This window comes from Pseudomonas sp. NBRC 111132, assembly GCF_001320565.1.
GTDB lineage: Bacteria > Pseudomonadota > Gammaproteobacteria > Pseudomonadales > Pseudomonadaceae > Aquipseudomonas > Aquipseudomonas putida_P.
The window spans coordinates 1-17,597 of the sequence record NZ_BCBI01000042.1; the positions used below are offsets into that span (position 1 = coordinate 1).

Here is a 17,597-nt window from a genome sequence, read left to right on the forward strand (position 1 = left end):
TCGATCTGTGCCCCCACGCAAATCCCAAGCCGATACCAAGGAACTAGAAATCTCCGCACTGCGGCCAATTGTTGGTAACCGGGTAGGCAACCAAGAATTCTCGGCACACCGGGAAATTTTCCCGGACACAACAATAAAGCCAAAGGTAGCCGTCATGACCCGATCCCCACGTCGCCCCTTGTTCGCCGTGAGCCTGGTGCTCAGCGCCATGCTGCTTGCCGGCGCGGCTCACGCCGCTGTCAGCAATGAAGAAATCCTCCAGGACCCGAAGAACCCGCAGCAGATCGTGACCAACGGCCTGGGCGTGCAGGGCCAGCGCTACAGCCCGCTGGACCTGCTCAATGCCAACAACGTCAAGGAACTGCGGCCGGTCTGGGCGTTCTCCTTCGGCGGTGAGAAGCAGCGCGGCCAGCAGGCCCAGCCGCTGATCAAGGACGGGGTGATGTACCTGACCGGCTCCTACTCGCGGGTGTTCGCCGTGGACGCCCGCACCGGCAAGAAGCTGTGGCAATACGATGCACGTCTGCCGGACGACATCCGCCCGTGCTGCGATGTGATCAACCGTGGCGTGGCGCTGTACGGCGACCTGGTGTTCTTCGGCACCCTCGACGCCAAGCTGGTGGCCTTGAACAAGGACACCGGCAAGGTGGTCTGGAGCAAGAAAGTGGCCGATCACAAGGAAGGCTACTCCATCAGCGCCGCGCCGATGATCGTCAACGGCAAGCTGATCACCGGCGTTGCCGGTGGTGAGTTCGGCGTGGTGGGCAAGATCCAGGCGTACAACCCGGAAAACGGCGAGCTGCTGTGGATGCGCCCCACCGTGGAAGGGCACATGGGTTATGTGTACAAGGATGGCAAGGCGATCGAAAACGGTATTTCTGGCGGTGAGGCGGGCAAGACCTGGCCTGGCGACCTGTGGAAGACCGGCGGTGCGGCGCCATGGCTGGGCGGGTACTACGACCCGGAAACCAACCTGATCCTGTTCGGCACTGGCAACCCTGCGCCGTGGAACTCGCACCTGCGCCCCGGCGACAACCTGTACTCTTCGTCGCGCCTGGCGCTGAACCCGGACGACGGCACCATCAAATGGCACTTCCAGAGCACGCCCCATGATGGCTGGGACTTCGACGGCGTCAATGAGCTGATTTCGTTCAACTACAAGGACGGCGGCAAGGAGGTCAAGGCTGCCGCCACGGCCGACCGCAACGGCTTCTTCTACGTGCTGGACCGCACCAACGGCAAGTTCATCCGCGGCTTCCCCTTCGTCGACAAGATCACCTGGGCCACCGGTTTGGACAAGGATGGCCGGCCTATCTACAACGACGCCAGCCGCCCAGGCGCGCCGGGTAGCGAGGCCAAGGGCAGCTCGGTGTTCGTCGCCCCGGCCTTCCTCGGTGCCAAGAACTGGATGCCGATGGCCTACAACAAGGACACCGGGCTGTTCTACGTGCCGTCCAACGAGTGGGGCATGGACATCTGGAACGAAGGCATCGCCTACAAGAAGGGCGCGGCGTTCCTCGGCGCCGGCTTCACCATCAAGCCGCTCAACGAAGACTACATCGGCGTGCTGCGCGCCATCGACCCCATCAGCGGCAAGGAAGTGTGGCGCCACAAGAACTACGCGCCGCTGTGGGGCGGGGTGCTGACCACCAAGGGCAACCTGGTGTTCACCGGCACGCCGGAAGGCTTCCTGCAGGCCTTCAATGCCAAGACTGGCGACAAGGTCTGGGAGTTCCAGACCGGCTCCGGCGTGCTCGGCTCGCCCGTGACCTGGGAAATGGACGGCGAACAATACGTTTCGGTGGTTTCCGGCTGGGGTGGTGCGGTGCCGCTGTGGGGCGGCGAAGTGGCCAAGCGGGTCAAGGACTTCAACCAGGGCGGCATGCTCTGGACCTTCAAACTGCCCAAACAGTTGCAGCAAACGGCAAGCGCTCAGCCATAACGCTGTAACCCTACTACCAAATGACGAGAGCCCCGCTGCCAACGATGCATTCGCCCGGCACGCGGGGCTTTTTACCATCGGTCCATCGCCTGTCGTGGGACAGGCATCGACCCGCAGAGGCTCAGCATGATCTACGCACAACCCGGAACTCCAGGTGCCGTCGTGTCCTTCAAACCACGTTACGGCAACTTCATCAATGGCGAGTTCGTGCCGCCGCTGGCTGGCCAATACTTCACCAACAGTTCGCCGGTCAATGGCCAGCCGATTGCCGAATTCCCGCGCTCCACTGCCCAGGACATCGACCGCGCCCTGGACGCCGCGCATGCCGCCGCTCAAGCCTGGGGCAAGACCTCGGTGCAAGACCGCGCCCTGATGCTGCTGAAAATCGCCGACCGCATCGAACAGAACCTGGAAGTGCTGGCCGTCACCGAAAGCTGGGACAACGGCAAGGCCGTGCGCGAAACCTTGAATGCCGACGTGCCGCTGGCGGCGGACCACTTCCGTTACTTCGCCGGTTGCATCCGTGCCCAGGAAGGTGGTGCCGCCGAGATCAACGAAGGCACCGTGGCCTATCACATCCATGAGCCGTTGGGCGTGGTCGGGCAGATCATCCCGTGGAACTTCCCGCTGCTGATGGCCGCCTGGAAGCTTGCCCCGGCGCTGGCCGCCGGCAACTGCGTGGTGCTCAAGCCGGCTGAGCAAACGCCCCTGTCGATCACCATTTTCGCCGAGCTGATCGCCGATTTGTTACCGGCCGGTGTGCTGAACATCGTCCAGGGCTTTGGCCGCGAGGCTGGCGAGGCCCTGGCTACCAGCAAGCGCATTGCCAAGATCGCCTTCACCGGCTCCACCCCGGTGGGTTCGCACATCATGAAGTGCGCGGCCGAGAACATCATCCCGTCCACCGTCGAGCTGGGCGGCAAGTCGCCGAACATCTTCTTCGAAGACATCATGCAGGCCGAGCCCGCGTTCATCGAAAAGGCCGCCGAAGGCCTGGTGCTGGCGTTCTTCAACCAGGGCGAGGTATGCACCTGCCCGTCGCGGGCGCTGATCCAGGAATCGATCTACGAGCCGTTCATGGCCGAGGTGATGAAGAAAATCGCCAAGATCACACGTGGCAACCCGCTGGATACCGAGACCATGGTCGGTGCCCAGGCTTCCGAGCAACAGTACGACAAGATCCTTTCGTACCTGCAGGTTGCCAAGGAGGAGGGCGCGCAGCTGCTGACTGGCGGCAGTGCCGAGCGGCTGCAGGGCGACCTGGCAAGCGGTTACTACATCCAGCCGACCCTGTTGAAGGGCAACAACACGATGCGCGTGTTCCAGGAAGAAATCTTCGGCCCGGTGGTGGGCGTGACCACCTTCAAGGACGAAGCTGAAGCGCTGGCGATCGCCAACGACACCGAATTCGGCCTGGGCGCCGGCCTGTGGACCCGCGACATCAACCGCGCCTACCGCATGGGCCGGGGGATCAAGGCCGGGCGGGTATGGACCAACTGCTATCACCTGTATCCGGCGCATGCAGCGTTTGGTGGCTACAAGAAGTCGGGTGTTGGCCGTGAGACCCACAAGATGATGCTCGACCATTATCAGCAGACCAAGAACCTGCTGGTGAGCTACGATATCAACCCGTTGGGCTTCTTCTAAACCACGCCGCTTGCTTGGCGGGCACGCCCGCTCCCACAGGGACCGCACAACTGCAGGCCTGTGGGAGCGGGCGTGCCCGCGAAGAGGCCCCCTACCAACGCACCCCGCAAGCTCGTTCCAAAGTAGCATTCGGCCCAGCCCGCCCCCGTGCATTAATGCTTCTACCGGAATTCTCCGGCACAAGAAGAGGACTTGCCCGATGTGGAATAAACCCGCCTATACCGACTTGCGCATTGGCTTCGAAGTGACGATGTATTTCGCCAATCGCTGATGCCTGCCCGGCCACCGCATCGGTGGCCGGGCCTTCAGTGCCGATGCCCCTGTGAAGCTGATCGATCGCGAGCACACACTGGCTTTGGGCAAAGGTTTCCGCCTGCACTGGGAGCCGCTGCAGGCTTGCCATGTGCTGCTGTACCCCGGAGGCATCATCGAGCTCAACGCCAGTGCCGGTTGGGTACTGGAGCTGCTGGACGGCCAGCGTAGCGTGGCTGCCATCATAGATCGCCTGGCAAGGCGCTTCCCCAGCGCAGCAGGGCTCGAAGAGGACGTGCTGGCGTTCCTGGAGGTGGCCCGCGCCAAGGCCTGGGTCGAATGAACCGTGGCCCCGCTTTGGTCTGGTTGCTTTCGCGGCCGGATGCTTTACGCTGGCGGTTACCTTCCAGAACAATAAGAACAGGCTTTCCGATGAGCCAGAGTTTCAGCCCGCTTCGCAAGTTCGTATCGCCTGAAATCATCTTTGGTGCCGGCTGCCGGCACAATGTCGCCAATTACGCCAAGACCTTCGGTGCACGCAAGGTCCTGGTGGTCAGCGACCCCGGCGTGATCGCCGCCGGCTGGGTGGCGGATGTGGAGGCCAGCCTGCAGGCCCAGGGCATCGACTACTGCCTGTACACCGACGTGTCTCCCAACCCTCGAGTCGAAGAGGTAATGCTCGGCGCCGAGATCTACCGGCAGAACCACTGTGACGTTATCGTCGCCGTTGGCGGCGGTAGCCCGATGGATTGCGGCAAAGCCATCGGCATCGTGGTCGCCCACGGGCGCAGCATCCTCGAGTTCGAAGGCGTGGACATGATCCGCGTGCCCAGCCCGCCACTGATCCTGATCCCGACCACCGCCGGCACCTCGGCGGACGTGTCGCAGTTCGTGATCATTTCCAACCAGCAGGAGCGCATGAAGTTCTCCATCGTCAGCAAGGCGGTGGTGCCGGACGTGTCGCTGATCGACCCGCAAACCACCCTGAGCATGGACCCGTTCCTGTCGGCCTGCACCGGCATCGATGCGCTGGTGCATGCCATCGAGGCCTTCGTCTCCACCGGCCATGGCCCGCTGACCGATCCCCATGCGCTGGAAGCCATGCGCCTGATCAATGGCAACCTGGTGGAGATGATTGCAAACCCCACCGATATTGCCCTGCGCGAAAAGATCATGCTCGGCAGCATGCAGGCGGGGCTGGCGTTCTCCAATGCGATTCTGGGCGCGGTGCATGCCATGTCGCACAGCCTGGGCGGGTTCCTCGACTTGCCCCATGGCTTGTGCAACGCGGTGCTGGTGGAGCACGTGGTGGCGTTCAACTACAGTTCGGCACCCGAGCGTTTCAAAGTGATTGCCGAGGTATTCGGCATCGACTGCCGTGGCCTCAACCATCGGCAAATCTGCGGCCGCCTGGTGGAGCACCTGATTGCCCTGAAGCACGCCATCGGCTTCCATGAAACCCTGGGGCTGCATGGGGTGCGTACTGCCGATATTCCGTTCCTGTCGCAACATGCGATGGATGACCCGTGCATCCTCACCAACCCCCGTGCGTCGAGCCAGCGTGATGTTGAGGTGGTCTATGGCGAGGCCCTCTGACGAGCAGCAACGGGCGCTGGCCGGGCTGCTGGGGCTGGGCGACCACTCGGCGCGCAAAAGCCACTACCCGGAACTTTCCGCCCGTCTGGACGAACTGGAGGCCGAACGCAACCGCTACAAGTGGCTGTTCGAAAACGCCGTGCACGGGATTTTCCAGGCCAGCCTGCAGGACGGCATGCGTGCCGCCAACCCGGCGCTGGCGCGCATGCTCGGTTACGACGACCCGCAAGCGGTGCTGTTTTCCCTGACTGACTTGGCCGCACACCTGTTTGACGGCGGCACCGAGGAGTTGCAGGCCATTACCGCTATCCTCGCCCGCGAGCACAGCCTGCATGGCTACGAAACCCGTTTGCGGCGCAAGGACGGCAGCCACCTCGATGTGCTGATGAACCTGCTGCTCAAGCCCGGCCAGGAGGGCATAGTAGAGGGGTTTGTCGCCGACATCACCGAACGCAAACTGGCCCAGCAGCGCCTGCAACAGCTCAATGACGAACTGGAGCAGCGGGTTGCTGCGCGTACCGATGAATTACTGGAGGCGCGTGATGCCGCAGAGGCGGCCAACCGCAGCAAGGACAAATACCTCGCCGCCGCCAGCCATGACCTGCTGCAACCGCTGAACGCTGCGCGCCTGCTGATCTCCACCTTGCGCGAGCGGCCGTTGCCAGAGGCCGAGCATGTGTTGGTGGAGCGCACCCACCAGGCCCTGGAAGGCGCCGAAGACCTGCTGACCGACCTGCTGGACATTTCTCGGCTCGACCAGGCGGCGGTCAAGCCGGACGTAGCCGTGTACCGCTTGGATGAGCTGTTCGCGCCGCTGGTCTCGGAGTTCAGCTCGGTCGCCGATGCTGCAGGCCTGAAGCTGCATGCGCGCATAGCCGACTATGCCATCTGCACTGACCTGCGGTTGCTGACACGTATCCTGCGCAACTTCCTCAGCAACGCGTGCCGGTACACCGACCAGGGGCGTATCCTGCTCGGCGCGAGGCGCCGCAGCGGCCATTTACGGCTGGAGGTGTGGGATTCCGGGCGGGGCATTGCGCAGGATCGGCTGCAGGCCATTTTTCTCGAATTCAACCAGCTGGACGTTGGCCGCGCGGCGGATCGCAAGGGCGTGGGCCTGGGGTTGGCGATCGTAGAACGGATCGCCAAGATTCTCGGCTATCGGATCGAAGTGCGTTCGTGGCCTGGGCGTGGCTCGATGTTCAGCATCGAAGTGCCGCTTGGTAAAGCGGTGCCCCTGGCCGCTCACCAGGCCGTGCCGCTGCCAAGCGTCGGCAACCCGCTGCCGGGCCGCCGCCTGTTGGTGCTGGACAATGAGGTGAGCATCCTTGAAAGCATGGGCGCGCTGCTAGGGCAGTGGGGCTGTGAAGTGGTAACCGCAACCGACCAGGAAGGCGCCTTGCAGGCCTTGCAAGAGCGCGCTCCAGAGCTGATCCTGGCGGATTTCCACCTGGACCATGGTGTGGTGGGCTGCGAGGTGGTCAGGCACTTGCGTGAGCACTTTGCCGCGCCGATACCGGCGGTGATCATCACCGCCGACCGCAGCGATCAATGCCGGCGGGCCTTGCACAAGCTTGGCGCACCACTGCTGAACAAACCGGTAAAACCGGGGAAGTTGCGCGCGGTGTTGAGCCAGTTGCTGGGGTAATTCGCTAAAGCCCCGGTGTGAGGTTGCAGTTACGGCTATTGATCGTCTGCGAGAACCTTATAGGTACTGTGTGCCACGCGCAGGAATTTGGCGGCGGCGCCCTTGTTGACGTTGTAGCCGCCTGCGCCGCTGTGAGCGTCACGGGCATAGTTGGCGATGGTGGTGCCGATTGCTGTTTTCATGAAAAACTCGAAACCGATCCGATACTTTTCGACCAGCGCTGGCCCGTCCGGGCACATTACACGGCGGTGCTCGGACGTGAGCTCTTGAAGCTCGAAAGTATCTCCCAGAGCGCCATTACGGGTTTCCAGGACAATGGATTCGTACAACGTCATGTTCTTTCCTTGGTAAATGGGGCGGCCTGCTCAGTCAGGCCGCCTGAGTCTATCTGCAAACCTTGCAAGTGGCTGGTTTTCAGAACACGCGAACGGCACCGGCAGCTACGGGCAAGAACAGCCAGGCCTCTGTCACCGGCTTGCCTGATGCGGCCTCCACAGCCTTGGCGTAGGCCTGCAACTGCCCCGCGTGCGTTGCCGCCAGCCGCTGCCATTGCGCCTCGGGTGCCGGGTTGGACTTGTGGTCGATCAACACCCAACCCTCTGGGGTGGCCAACAGCAGGTCAATGCGGCCATCCAGTACCTGGCCGGCATCCAGCAGCTGTTGTACCGGGTATTCAGCCACCGCGTCGGCGTGGGGCCAGCGACTTGCAATCCAGGCATGCAAGGCCGTCACCTGGGCCAGTACCTGGCGGGCATCGACGTGTTCGAGTACGCCCAGGCCCTGCAGCAATCGGTTGACCTCGTCCTGGCTTATCGGGCGCTCCGGGTCGCTGAACGACAGGCCAAGGCTGGCATGAATCGCAGTGCCTACTGCGCTCATGTCCGGGTTGCCTTGCAAGGTGATGCGGCTACCGATACGGCAGGTTTCCTGTGCACCAGCAAGCGCGCTGGCCTGGGTGGCCGAAGGCTGCACCCCAAGTGGCAATCGAGGTGTAACGCTGTCGGGGGACGCAAACCAGTGCAGCTGGTTGGTGGTGGCTGTTGCAATGACTGGCGCACTGCCGGCGCCAAGCGTGCGATGCTCGACGCGCACGGTTGTTCCACTTTTCAGCTGCAAATCATGTGTGCCTGCTTCGGTCGTCAGCCATGGAGCCTGGACGCAATCTAGCCACGGCCCAGTCAACCGCCTGCTGGAACGAGCAATCACCAGAAAATCACGGGCGCGGGTCATGCTCACGTACAGCAGGCGCTTGGCTTCCTCGACAGCCTCATCGCGGCACGCCTTGGCAGCGGGGGTTTTGCCGATGGTGTCCGCCAGCGGCACGTTTTTCTGCTTGCCCAGTGGCCACGGCCAGTAACGGATAAAGCGGTCGCGCAATGGATCATTCGGGTCCAGGGCACTGTCGGACTGCGCCGAAACCGACCACAGCCGCTCGCCAACGTCCCGCGCCAGGTCCATCAGGATGACCACGGGCCACTCCAGGCCCTTACTGGCGTGGTGAGTCATCACCCGGACCGCATCCAGGGCCGGGGTTGCCAGCGCATCATTGCCCGCGCCGGCGGTTTGCCCCAACCAGAGCACCAGCCCGGAAATCGATGCCGCCCCCAGCCCATTGCGACAGAGGTCTTGGTAGCGTTGCGCCAGTTCAAGCAACGCGTCCAGGTTGGCCAGGCGCTTCTGCGCCTGTGCCGGCGTGGTCGACCAGCCCGTTACGCAACGGGCCAAGTCGCATTCGGCGATCAAGCGCTGCAGCGCCTCGACCGGCGTCAGCAATGGCAGGTCGGCACGTAGCCGTGCCAGTTCGGCGACCAGCGGATGTGCTGCATGCGCATCGACTGCTCGTTCTCGCCATTGGCCTTGCGGGTGCCCGGCGTGCAGATAGTGCAAGCGCTCTGCAACCCAGCTTTCTGGTTCCTCGGCGCTGGTCATGGAGACGATCTGGGCGGTGGCCAGGGTATCCGTCGGGTCATTCAACCGGCGCAAGCAGGCCAGCGCCAGTGTCGCTTCTGGCGTTGCCAGCAGCCCGGGCTGGGCCGTGGAGCAGGGCAGGCCTGCGGCGGCCAGGGCCGCCGCTACCTTGGCCACATTGCTGTGGGAGTAGCAAAGCACGGTGATATCGCCAGCCTGCAGGTCACGGGCCTGCTGGGTGGTCTTGTCGAACACCTGGTAGCGGCTTTCGAGCAGTTGCCCTATCCCTTCGGCAAGTGCACAGGTCTGCTGCTCGGCATTGCTGCCATCGAGTATCCAGTTGGCAAAGGCGGGCCCGCCAAGCGGGTCCTGTCGAGTAGGCGTGAGCCGGACCTCGTCGGCGGACAGGCTGTTGCTGAACGCCTGGGTGAACACTTCGTTGGTCAACTCGACAAGCTCAGGGCGCGAGCGCCAGGATTTGGGCAATACCTCTTTGACCCCGCCCATGCCAGGCAAAGCGCCAAGGATGGCTTGCATCAAGGCGCAGTCGCTGCCACGAAAACCGTAGATCGCCTGTTTGATATCGCCTACCCAGTAAACCCGCTTGGCGATGCGGGCAAGCTTCAGGAAAATCGCCAACTGCATAGGGCTGGTGTCCTGGAACTCGTCAACCATGACCAGGTCCAGTTCTTGCTCCAGCACCTCGATGACCGCGGGGTTGTCCAGCAATCTGAGCAACGCATGTTCCTGGTCGGCGAAGTCCAGCACGCCCAGCTCGATCTTGTTACGGCTGTACAGTTGCAAGGCATCGATGGCGAGGTTGAATATCTGGTCCAGGTATTCCCTCAGATCGGCGTGCAGGCGCGGGTGCTCGGCATAGCGCTGTACCCTTTCGGTCACGCCGGCCACCAACGGCGTCAGCTTGGCCTCCGGAGCCGTTTTCGCCAGCTTTGCCCAGTCACTCCAGCGGGCATTGCCTTGTTGCAGTTCACGCTGGAAGTCCTTGAGCAACGTTATGTACGTCGCTGTCAGCCTGACTTTGCTGTTGGCGGCTTGCAGCTGGGCAAGCACATCTGGAATGGTGCGCAGCAGTTCACGGTCCAGATCGCTGCTGGTTGCGCTGGGGAAGTGCGCAAGCAGGTCCTGGGCGTTACGCGCAGCGAAGCCGCGCGCGCGGTCGAGGTCAATGTCATTGCTGCGCAGTTGATCCAGCAGTCGGCGTAGTGCGACTTGCCAGTTGTCACTGGGATGGTCACTCTGCTGGAGGGTAACCTCCAGCCCCAGGCGCCGACTGATGGCAAGGAACGCCTCCATGCGCGTACCGTCAAGGACGCTATCGACGGCCTGGTTGAGCAGCACCTTCGCCTGCTCTTCTTCCAGCACGCGCTGTTGCGGTGGCATGCCGGCTTCAAAGGCGAAGTGCTCGAGCAACTGGCCACACAGGCTGTTTACCGTACCGATGCGTGCCTGGCCCATAGCGCTGGCCAGGCCGACCTGCCCCTTGTCGAGCAGGTGGCTGCGCACGCGCTCGCGCAGCTCGGCAGCGGCTTTGCGGGTGAACGTGGTGGCGATGATGCCCTCTGGCTGTACCTGTTGGCTGGTCAGCTCCTGGTACAAAAGCTCCGTGAGCCGATAGGTCTTGCCGCTGCCAGCGCCAGCGCTGATGAACGTGATGCGCGGGTTGTCGGACATGCTCATTGCTCCCATCCAGCCAAGCTCAGGTAGTCGTTGTAGGCTTCTTTGAGGTATTCCATGGCCAGTGCATGCGCCGGTGGCTGGGATGCCTCGTCCTCCTCGATGCCTACCAGCGCCAGCTCGAAGTGGCCATCGGCAAGCTGCCCTTGCCGCCATTTCCAGGCTTTGATGAAGGCCTGCCACAGCTCGCGGGTGTTGCCTGGGGGGTTGGCAGGCACCTGTTGCGCGTCGGCGAACACGCGGTCGTCCGGTGTCAGCAAGCGTGCAGGCTCCAGAATGAAATACGCCACGGATGGCACCGAGCCGGTCTGCTGCTGCAGCAGTTCGGCATAGATCGCCAGTTGCAGATGGCGGTTGGCCTGAAGTTGGTCGGGGTACTTCTTGCCACCGGCCCACTTCATGTCGACGACCGCACGCAGCTCGTTGGCGGTGGTCACTACCAGGTCTGCCGAGCCTGCCAGCGCACCGCCCACGAAGGTGCCGGCCAGTGGCTGCTCAGTGGTGACAGCCACGACATTGGCCCGTGCGAAGTGGCTGCGCAGCTGGATCATTGCGCGACGTACGCGGTGGCGCAGTGTTGCCAGATCGGCGCCACGGCCGCGCATCAGCAGGACCGCCCCTTCCTCGAGCACCACCTGCTCGAAGTGCGTGGCGAACCAGGTATCGAACGCGTCAGTGGACATCGTCAGCGCGTCCGGCACGTTGAAAAAGCGCTCGGCCAGGCGGTGTGCGAGCGCGCCATTCAGTCGATAGCTGTCGCTCAAGCTGGGGCTGTTGCTGGCCTGGATCCTGGCACCGTACTGCAGCAGCCAGTGGTAAGGGTTGAACAGCAACAGGTTAAGGCTTGTATACGAAGCCTTCTCTGGCGCAGCCAGTGGGGTGCCGGCAGGCAGCTTCCACCAGCGTTTGCGTAGCGGCAGCGCGTGCAGGGTTTGTGCCTGGCACAACGGCCCTGGCGCGAGCATGAGGTCCTCCAATGCGTGCACGTGCGGCTGGCTGACGACCGTTTCGATCAACTGCCAGAGCGGGTGGGGCTCTTCCTGGGGCGGCGCCAGCACCAGTGTCAACTGCTGCCGTGCTGCCAGGACGGGACGCAGCCAGTCCTGGGCTGCCTGAGCCAGTTGCGCGGTGCTGTCGGGCAAGGCGACACCCAGGTCTGCCCATTGGCGGCTTTCAGCTCTGGACCACGGGGAGCGTGCCGGCAACGCCGGCATGGCCAGGTTCCACCATGTCACGGTGTCGGCCGGTTCGATGGCTGCACCCGGGCGAGTGACGGTCAGGTAGGCGTCGGCCTGTGCCGCCAGCAGCGGGTTGTCCGAGCCGTTTGCAGTCGCTTGCTCGATAACCTGCTGCAACTGCCGTGGGCGCAGGAACTCGACACCTTGCTGCTCGAGGGCGGCCAGTGCCTGCAGCGCTGCCTGACATTGGCCATGGCCGGCCTGCGCTGCCTGGCGCTGTGCTGGGTCCTGGTGCCCCAGGCGCAGCTGAAAGAACGCTTGCAAGCGCTGAACGCGCACCTGCACTTCGTTCAGCGGAGCACCCGTGTCAGGGGAAAACGTGGGTGCTTCGAGCCAATGTTCGATAGACGTGCGAACACTTGGCGCGTCAGGGCCGTAGTACGCGCTGATGCGTTCGAGCAGCCTGTCCCATTCGGCCCCGACAATGCCGGGCATGCTGGATATCTTGGCTGCCAGCTGGCGGCGGGCAAACAGCCGAACGGGGTTGATCGGATGGGTCAGGAACTGCAGAAGCACCGGGTAATTCAGCGGTGCCCAGAGCAATTCCATCGTCAGCGGCAAGACTTGCAAGGCCGGCCGCAGAATGCTGCTGCCAGAAAGGCCATGCCGGGCCTGGTTTGCACCTGCCAGGTGGCTGTCCAGGCAGGCGCCGTCGGCAGTGGCCACCAGCAGCGTCTGCCGGCCTTGGGGCAATGTGCGGCTGAGCCAGGTAGCGGCCAGCGTTCGGGTCTGCGCCTGAACCACCCGGACGCTTCCGTCATCCTGCCAGGGCACGGGGGAGACGGGCGCGCCTGCAACACTGTCGCGCAACACCGCCTGCAACTGCCCGAGAAAACCTGGTGCAGCACCCGACGGGTTAGGCAGCTGCGCGTGAGGCAGCCGTTGCAGCACCCGTTGCCAGGCCAGGGGGTACACCTCCCATGCATCGCTGAGGTACACGTTGGTAATGCAGGCGCGGCGAACGGCCAACGCTTCGGCAACCTGTTGCAGTCGTTGCCCGATGGACGGTGGCACGACCTCGCAAGCATCGGCTTCAACTTCGGCAAGGTCGTTGATCCGTTGGCTGGCAACTGCTTTTGCGCGTCCGTCCCAGCCGTGGAGGTACAAGTCGTCGCGCCAGGCCAGCAGCGTGGCTGCCACGCCCAGTTCGTCGGCGCTGAAGCTGGCGTGATAGAAGCGTTGCCCGTTATCGCACTGGGCCAGGCAGGCGCGGTACGCGGCTGCGCGCTGCGCTGCACATGGCCGCACGGCGAGCAGGCCCAGCTGGCCTTCGAGGATGTCCAGCAAACCTTGTGGCCCGACTGTCAGGGCGCCTAGCCGATTGCCGGGCTGTGTAGCCCGCTGACCGTCGAGTTGCATTCCGAACGTGATGAGCATTTCAGGCACTTTGGCGCTCCTTGTATCCAGCGCACCACTTGGGCAGCAGTGACGTTGGCCTGTGGGCAGGTTTGTTCCATTGTGTGAGCGGGGGGCGACAGCTTGTGTCGCAGCCAGCTTGTGCGCTGGCTGGCGGGCAATTGGCGCGATGGTGGCGTTGGCTGGACGTCAGGGCTCCGGGTCAGGAGGTCAGTCGCTGACCACCGGGTAGCAGGCGTCGCCCCAGAGGGTGTCGGGGTTGTCGAGCATAAGCAGGATGATCAAAGGGACCAGCTTGCCCAGCAGTTTGGTGCAGTCGCGCAGCTGTGTGCGATTGACGCTGCCGTTCCAGGTCGCACCGCCGTGCATCAGTTGATTGCGCAAGGTGTAGATGCGGTTGAACAGTACCCCCAGAACCTTGGCCGTATCACGCTCCGCCAGTGCGTGGTGGGCGGCGCGTTTGCCGTTGCGCAAGCGTTCTTCCCACTCGGTTTCGCTGATTTTGCCGTTCTGGAACTCCCAGAAGCTCTGGAACACATAGGGGTTGTCCAGCAGTGCGCGGATGCTGCCAGAAAATTCCGACCACACCAGTTTCTCGATGACATGCTCACTGTCCAGCACGCAGAGCTTGTGCAGGAAGGCCTTGAATGCCTCTTGTTCGGACAATCGATACTGCTCGTCGATATCCGTGGCATAGGCGGCGTTGAAGGCAATCCACAGGAAAACGAAGCGACCATCGACGTCGTCGGCCTGCTCGGCGCGCTGTAGCCAGCTCAGGGCACGGTGTATACGAATCGCCAGGTTGGGGTGATGGGCGTCGCGTTCAATGCGCTGACGAGTCTTGAGCGACTGGTAGTCCATTGCGTTTACTTCCTTGGCTTAGGGCAATGCTGGCTGGGAGGCCGTATTCGCGGGGCAGGGCCCATCAGGTAAGTTATGGCTATAGGCTATCACTCATTGCAGTCATGACTCTACTCGCTTACCGGGCTGTACCGCTTCGGGCACCAGGTGCTCAGGCCAGGCACTGTTCAGGCGCGTACGCGGCGGCGGCGCGGCGCAGCGTATCGCCGATCTGTTGGCGCAATTGTGCTGGCGCATGCACCACCACCGCGTCACCGAGCGACAACAGCCACCAGTGCAACTGCCAGGTATTGTTGACCGTTGCCTGAAGGCGGAAGCCTTGCTCCCACGGTTCGAGCGTCATGTCCGTGCTCAGTGGGGTTTCGCGAATCAGGCGTGCCTGGCGTTCGCTCACCCAAGCTTCCAGGCAGATCTTTTCGGGTTTGCCAAATTGCAGGGCATCCGTGGCGAGGTAGCTGTGCAATTCGAACGACTCCAGCCCCTGGCACGGCGAGTCGAGTACGGTCACCTCTCGGAAGCGGTGCACCGCGAATTGACGGACGTCGGTGTAGGGCGCTGCCGTGGCGATGAGGTAGGTGATCAAGCCGCGCTGCACAATCGCCAGCGGGTTGAGTGTCAAGTCGCTTTGCTTGTCATTGTGCGCCGAATAGTACTGGCAGCGGATCTGCTGTTCGCTGATCAAGGCGTGCTGCAGGGCTTCAAGCGTTTCTGCATGAACCTGCGGCGCTTGCATGTTGAAGTCCGGCCGCACGCTGGCCACTTTGTCTGGCCAGCGGGCTGCTGGGTTGCCGTCGCCCAACCCCTTGAGCTTTTGCCGTGCGTGCTCGAAGCGTGGTTCCAGAACACTCAGCATGCTCCCTGGCAACAAGGGGCGAACGGCGTCCTCGACCAGCGCCAGGCTGACGGCTTCGGTCAACGTGATGCCTTGCAGCTCGACACTCACACCTGGCTTCCAGTACCAGCCCGATGGCGTTCCCCCTTCGTTGCGCTGCAACGGAAACACCAGGGAAAGGTCATGCAGATCGCGCTCGATGCTGCGTCTGCTGATGACGTAGCCCGCGCCCGTCAGGCGGGCCAGCAGTTCAGTCACCGTGCTGCCGGGGGCGCGTTTTGGCAGCTGGCGCAGCAGCTCCCACTGGCGGCTCAGCGCGGTATGGGTCTTGGCTGAAGGCAAGAGAGTCATCCTTGTGGTGGCAGGGCTGGCTTATGGCCAGCAATGGCGGCTAGTCTGCCTATCGGCGCCAAACCTGCAACCTTTAATTCGTCCACTGGGTGAAGCCGATGGGGCGTTGTTGCGCCGTAGTTTTCAGGCGGCATTCGGCAATCAACGCCGTGGCCAGTTCATTGGCGTTGGCAAAGGGTTTGAATCGGCCGCGTCGGGCAACCGCGGCGAAGTCACCCGGGGTCAGGCAGGTTTCGCCGCGCAGACGGGCGGCGGCAGCGTGCTGTGGGTCTTTGAGCCCCAGCGCCTTGAGGTGTGCGCTGAACAGCGCTTGAACCTGGGCGGTTTTCAGGTAGCCGAAATGCACTTTGAGGTCGAAGCGGCGCAAAGAGGCTTCATCCAGATCGCTCATCAGGTTGGTCGAGGCGATGAACAGCCCTCGGTAGCTTTCCATTTGCGTGAGCATTTCATTGACCGCAGTGACCTCCCAGCTCTGGCGAGCCTTGCGGCGGTCCTGCAGGAAGCTGTCGACTTCGTCGAGCAGCAGAACGGCCTGTTCTTGCTGGGCACGATCGAACGCTTGTGCCAGGTTCTGCTCGGTCGTACCCACGTAGGGCGAAACCAGGTCCGAGACACGCTTTACCATCAGCGGTTTGCCCAGCTGTTGCGCCAACCAGTGGCCAAACGCGGTCTTGCCGGTGCCTGGCGGGCCGTAAAAACAAAGCCGGGCCTCTGCGTCAGCGCGTAGCCCGTCGACCAGCCCGTCGAGGGGCTGGTCGGTGTTGATCCAGGCGGGGGAATAGAAAGCGGGCAGAGAATGCTCATTGCTTTGCAGCTTGTCGAAACCTTGTGCCTTCAAGGTCGCGTTCACGACGCAACGAATGGTGTTGTCCAGCATCTTGCCGGCGCGCGGGGCCACGCTTCGCCCCACACGCACTGCCCGGTCCAGCACAGCAGGGGTGACCTGGTCATGGGCGCTGAGGTGTTCTACCAAGGTACTGCCCAGCTTGCCTGCGCCACATTCGCGCAGCATCTGCTGGCGCTGCGCCAAGGGCGGGTTCGGCACCTCGATCACCAGGTCGAAGCGACGAATATGCGCAGCGTCGATGTCTTCGATGCTGTTGCTCAGCCAAAAGCACGGCAGCGTGTTTTCTTCCAGCATGCGGTTGATCCAACCCTTTTGCGAGCGCTTGCCAGCGTCTGCACTGGCGGCCTGGAAGATGTCTTCGATTTCGTCCAGTACCAGCAGGGCGGATTGCGTTTGCAACACACTGTTGGCCGCGCGCAGCGAACACAGGCGCTGTTTTGCCGATACCGGGTCGCCGTGGCTGTCGGTGCAGGCTACTTCATAAAGCGCACGGCCCAAGGTATTGGCGAGTAGTCTGCTCAGCTGGGTTTTGCCAGTGCCAGGAGGGCCGTACAGCAGGATGTTCACACCTGGGCGCTGTTTGGCCAGGACGCTGCCCAGGTAGCGCTCGGCGATCAGCAACTGCTGGCTGACATGGCTGTAGTGTTCCGCCGTCAAGCTGCCAGGTGGGCTCAAGCGAAAAGCGTAGGCGAACAGCTCCAGGGGCGTACCCTTGTTGAAGCGCAACCGGCCAGGCAGCTCCTGGTTGCTCACCGACAACATCGAGCTCAGCGCCATGGCGGCGCGGTTGCTGGTGCTGATTTCCAGCAGGCCGGTGCGCAGCAGCGGGCTGTTGTGTGCCAGGCACGCTTCTACGGTCGCAAGTGGCAAGCCGAGGAGTACAGACAGCACTTTCACTGCTTGTTTGAACCCCAGCATGCCCAACTGGTCGGTGGCATCGCTCAGCGTTGGGTCGCAGTGCAACAACACGCAGAAGCCGAGTACCTGCAGGTCCGCTTCGGAAAAACTCAGCAATTGCCCCAAAGCCTCGAGATTGGCCGCCAGGTTATCCGGGTAATCTACTTGCGGATGCTCGGCGGTGAAGGCGCGCGCGCTCTTGCGCAACGCGGCCAAGGCAAGGGCAGGTTTGTAGTGGTCGTCATCCACCCACTTTGCGATGCCCAGCTCATAACCCAGGTCATCGTCATTCAGCCCGTGGCGGCCGATGAACGTACGATGCGCCCCAAGGTCCAGGAGCAGCTGGAAACTCCACTTCAGGGACAGTGTGCAGGTATCGACAGTGCGACGGCTGTCGAAGGCGAAGGGGTGCAGTCGAGAACCCATGATGAACATCCTGATGCTGTGGGGTGCTCATGGTCTGGGGGGCGATGGTCAGAATGTGTCGTCATCGGCGCTGCGCACCCCAGCGCAGCCGACCGCAAACA

The 17,597-nt window shown here is 62.9% G+C and carries 12 protein-coding genes; 6 read left to right on the forward strand and 6 right to left on the reverse strand.

Annotated elements, in window-relative coordinates; genetic code table 11:
* Positions 1–154: 154 nt before the first annotated feature.
* From pedH to APH35_RS19160, 6 genes are all read left to right on the forward strand, one after another.
* The gene (gene pedH, locus APH35_RS19140) at positions 155–1,942 is read left to right on the forward strand and encodes a PQQ-dependent alcohol dehydrogenase PedH (RefSeq protein ID WP_012272746.1); all 1,788 of its coding nucleotides are present in this window, start codon (positions 155–157) and stop codon (positions 1,940–1,942) included.
* A gap of 126 nt (positions 1,943–2,068) precedes the next feature.
* The gene (gene exaC / locus APH35_RS19145) at positions 2,069–3,589 is read left to right on the forward strand and encodes an acetaldehyde dehydrogenase ExaC (protein ID WP_012272745.1); all 1,521 of its coding nucleotides are present in this window, start codon (positions 2,069–2,071) and stop codon (positions 3,587–3,589) included.
* A gap of 199 nt (positions 3,590–3,788) precedes the next feature.
* Positions 3,789–3,860, forward strand: a complete 72-nt coding sequence (gene pqqA / locus APH35_RS28470) for a pyrroloquinoline quinone precursor peptide PqqA (protein WP_071984777.1) — start codon at positions 3,789–3,791, stop codon at positions 3,858–3,860.
* A gap of 51 nt (positions 3,861–3,911) precedes the next feature.
* Entirely contained in the window at positions 3,912–4,184 is a 273-nt protein-coding gene (pqqD, locus tag APH35_RS19150; protein WP_012272744.1) for a pyrroloquinoline quinone biosynthesis peptide chaperone PqqD, read from the forward strand.
* 89 nt (positions 4,185–4,273) lie between these two features.
* Entirely contained in the window at positions 4,274–5,437 is a 1,164-nt protein-coding gene (gene ercA, locus APH35_RS19155; protein ID WP_012272743.1) for an alcohol dehydrogenase-like regulatory protein ErcA, read from the forward strand.
* The gene (locus APH35_RS19160) at positions 5,421–7,085 is read left to right on the forward strand and encodes a PAS domain-containing hybrid sensor histidine kinase/response regulator (protein ID WP_060515283.1); all 1,665 of its coding nucleotides are present in this window, start codon (positions 5,421–5,423) and stop codon (positions 7,083–7,085) included. The genes ercA and APH35_RS19160 overlap by 17 nt, the downstream gene beginning before the upstream one ends.
* Positions 7,086–7,120: 35 nt before the next feature.
* Here APH35_RS19160 and APH35_RS19165 read toward each other — a convergent pair whose 3' ends face one another.
* The 6 genes from APH35_RS19165 to APH35_RS19190 all read right to left on the reverse strand — a co-directional run bounded on the left by APH35_RS19165 (position 7,121) and on the right by APH35_RS19190 (position 17,496).
* Positions 7,121–7,420: a hypothetical protein gene (locus tag APH35_RS19165; RefSeq protein WP_012272741.1), complete on the reverse strand. Its 300-nt coding sequence runs from the start codon at positions 7,418–7,420 to the stop codon at positions 7,121–7,123.
* 79 nt (positions 7,421–7,499) lie between these two features.
* The gene (locus APH35_RS19170) at positions 7,500–10,691 is read right to left on the reverse strand and encodes a UvrD-helicase domain-containing protein (protein WP_256213797.1); all 3,192 of its coding nucleotides are present in this window, start codon (positions 10,689–10,691) and stop codon (positions 7,500–7,502) included.
* The gene (locus tag APH35_RS19175) at positions 10,688–13,303 is read right to left on the reverse strand and encodes a PD-(D/E)XK nuclease family protein (RefSeq protein WP_256213800.1); all 2,616 of its coding nucleotides are present in this window, start codon (positions 13,301–13,303) and stop codon (positions 10,688–10,690) included. Before APH35_RS19175 ends, APH35_RS19170 begins: the two co-directional genes overlap by 4 nt.
* A 189-nt stretch (positions 13,304–13,492) precedes the next feature.
* A complete protein-coding gene (locus tag APH35_RS19180) occupies positions 13,493–14,143 on the reverse strand; it encodes a HEPN domain-containing protein (protein ID WP_060515285.1) in 651 nt (216 codons plus the stop codon).
* Positions 14,144–14,294: 151 nt separating this feature from the next.
* Positions 14,295–15,326: a helix-turn-helix transcriptional regulator gene (locus APH35_RS19185; RefSeq protein WP_081336932.1), complete on the reverse strand. Its 1,032-nt coding sequence runs from the start codon at positions 15,324–15,326 to the stop codon at positions 14,295–14,297.
* Positions 15,327–15,399: 73 nt separating this feature from the next.
* A complete protein-coding gene (locus APH35_RS19190; protein WP_012272736.1) occupies positions 15,400–17,496 on the reverse strand; it encodes an AAA family ATPase in 2,097 nt (698 codons plus the stop codon).
* Between the last annotated feature and the right edge of the window lie 101 nt (positions 17,497–17,597).

Coding starts and splice junctions, on each gene's coding strand:
- pedH (WP_012272746.1), top strand. CDS start 155: ATGACCCGATCCCCACGTCGCCCCTTGTTCGCCGTGAGCCTGGTGCTC.
- exaC (WP_012272745.1), top strand. CDS start 2,069: ATGATCTACGCACAACCCGGAACTCCAGGTGCCGTCGTGTCCTTCAAA.
- ercA (WP_012272743.1), top strand. CDS start 4,274: ATGAGCCAGAGTTTCAGCCCGCTTCGCAAGTTCGTATCGCCTGAAATC.
- APH35_RS19160 (WP_060515283.1), top strand. CDS start 5,421: ATGGCGAGGCCCTCTGACGAGCAGCAACGGGCGCTGGCCGGGCTGCTG.
- APH35_RS19165 (WP_012272741.1), bottom strand. CDS start 7,420: ATGACGTTGTACGAATCCATTGTCCTGGAAACCCGTAATGGCGCTCTG.
- APH35_RS19170 (WP_256213797.1), bottom strand. CDS start 10,691: ATGAGCATGTCCGACAACCCGCGCATCACGTTCATCAGCGCTGGCGCT.
- APH35_RS19175 (WP_256213800.1), bottom strand. CDS start 13,303: ATGCTCATCACGTTCGGAATGCAACTCGACGGTCAGCGGGCTACACAG.
- APH35_RS19180 (WP_060515285.1), bottom strand. CDS start 14,143: ATGGACTACCAGTCGCTCAAGACTCGTCAGCGCATTGAACGCGACGCC.
- APH35_RS19185 (WP_081336932.1), bottom strand. CDS start 15,326: ATGACTCTCTTGCCTTCAGCCAAGACCCATACCGCGCTGAGCCGCCAG.
- APH35_RS19190 (WP_012272736.1), bottom strand. CDS start 17,496: ATGGGTTCTCGACTGCACCCCTTCGCCTTCGACAGCCGTCGCACTGTC.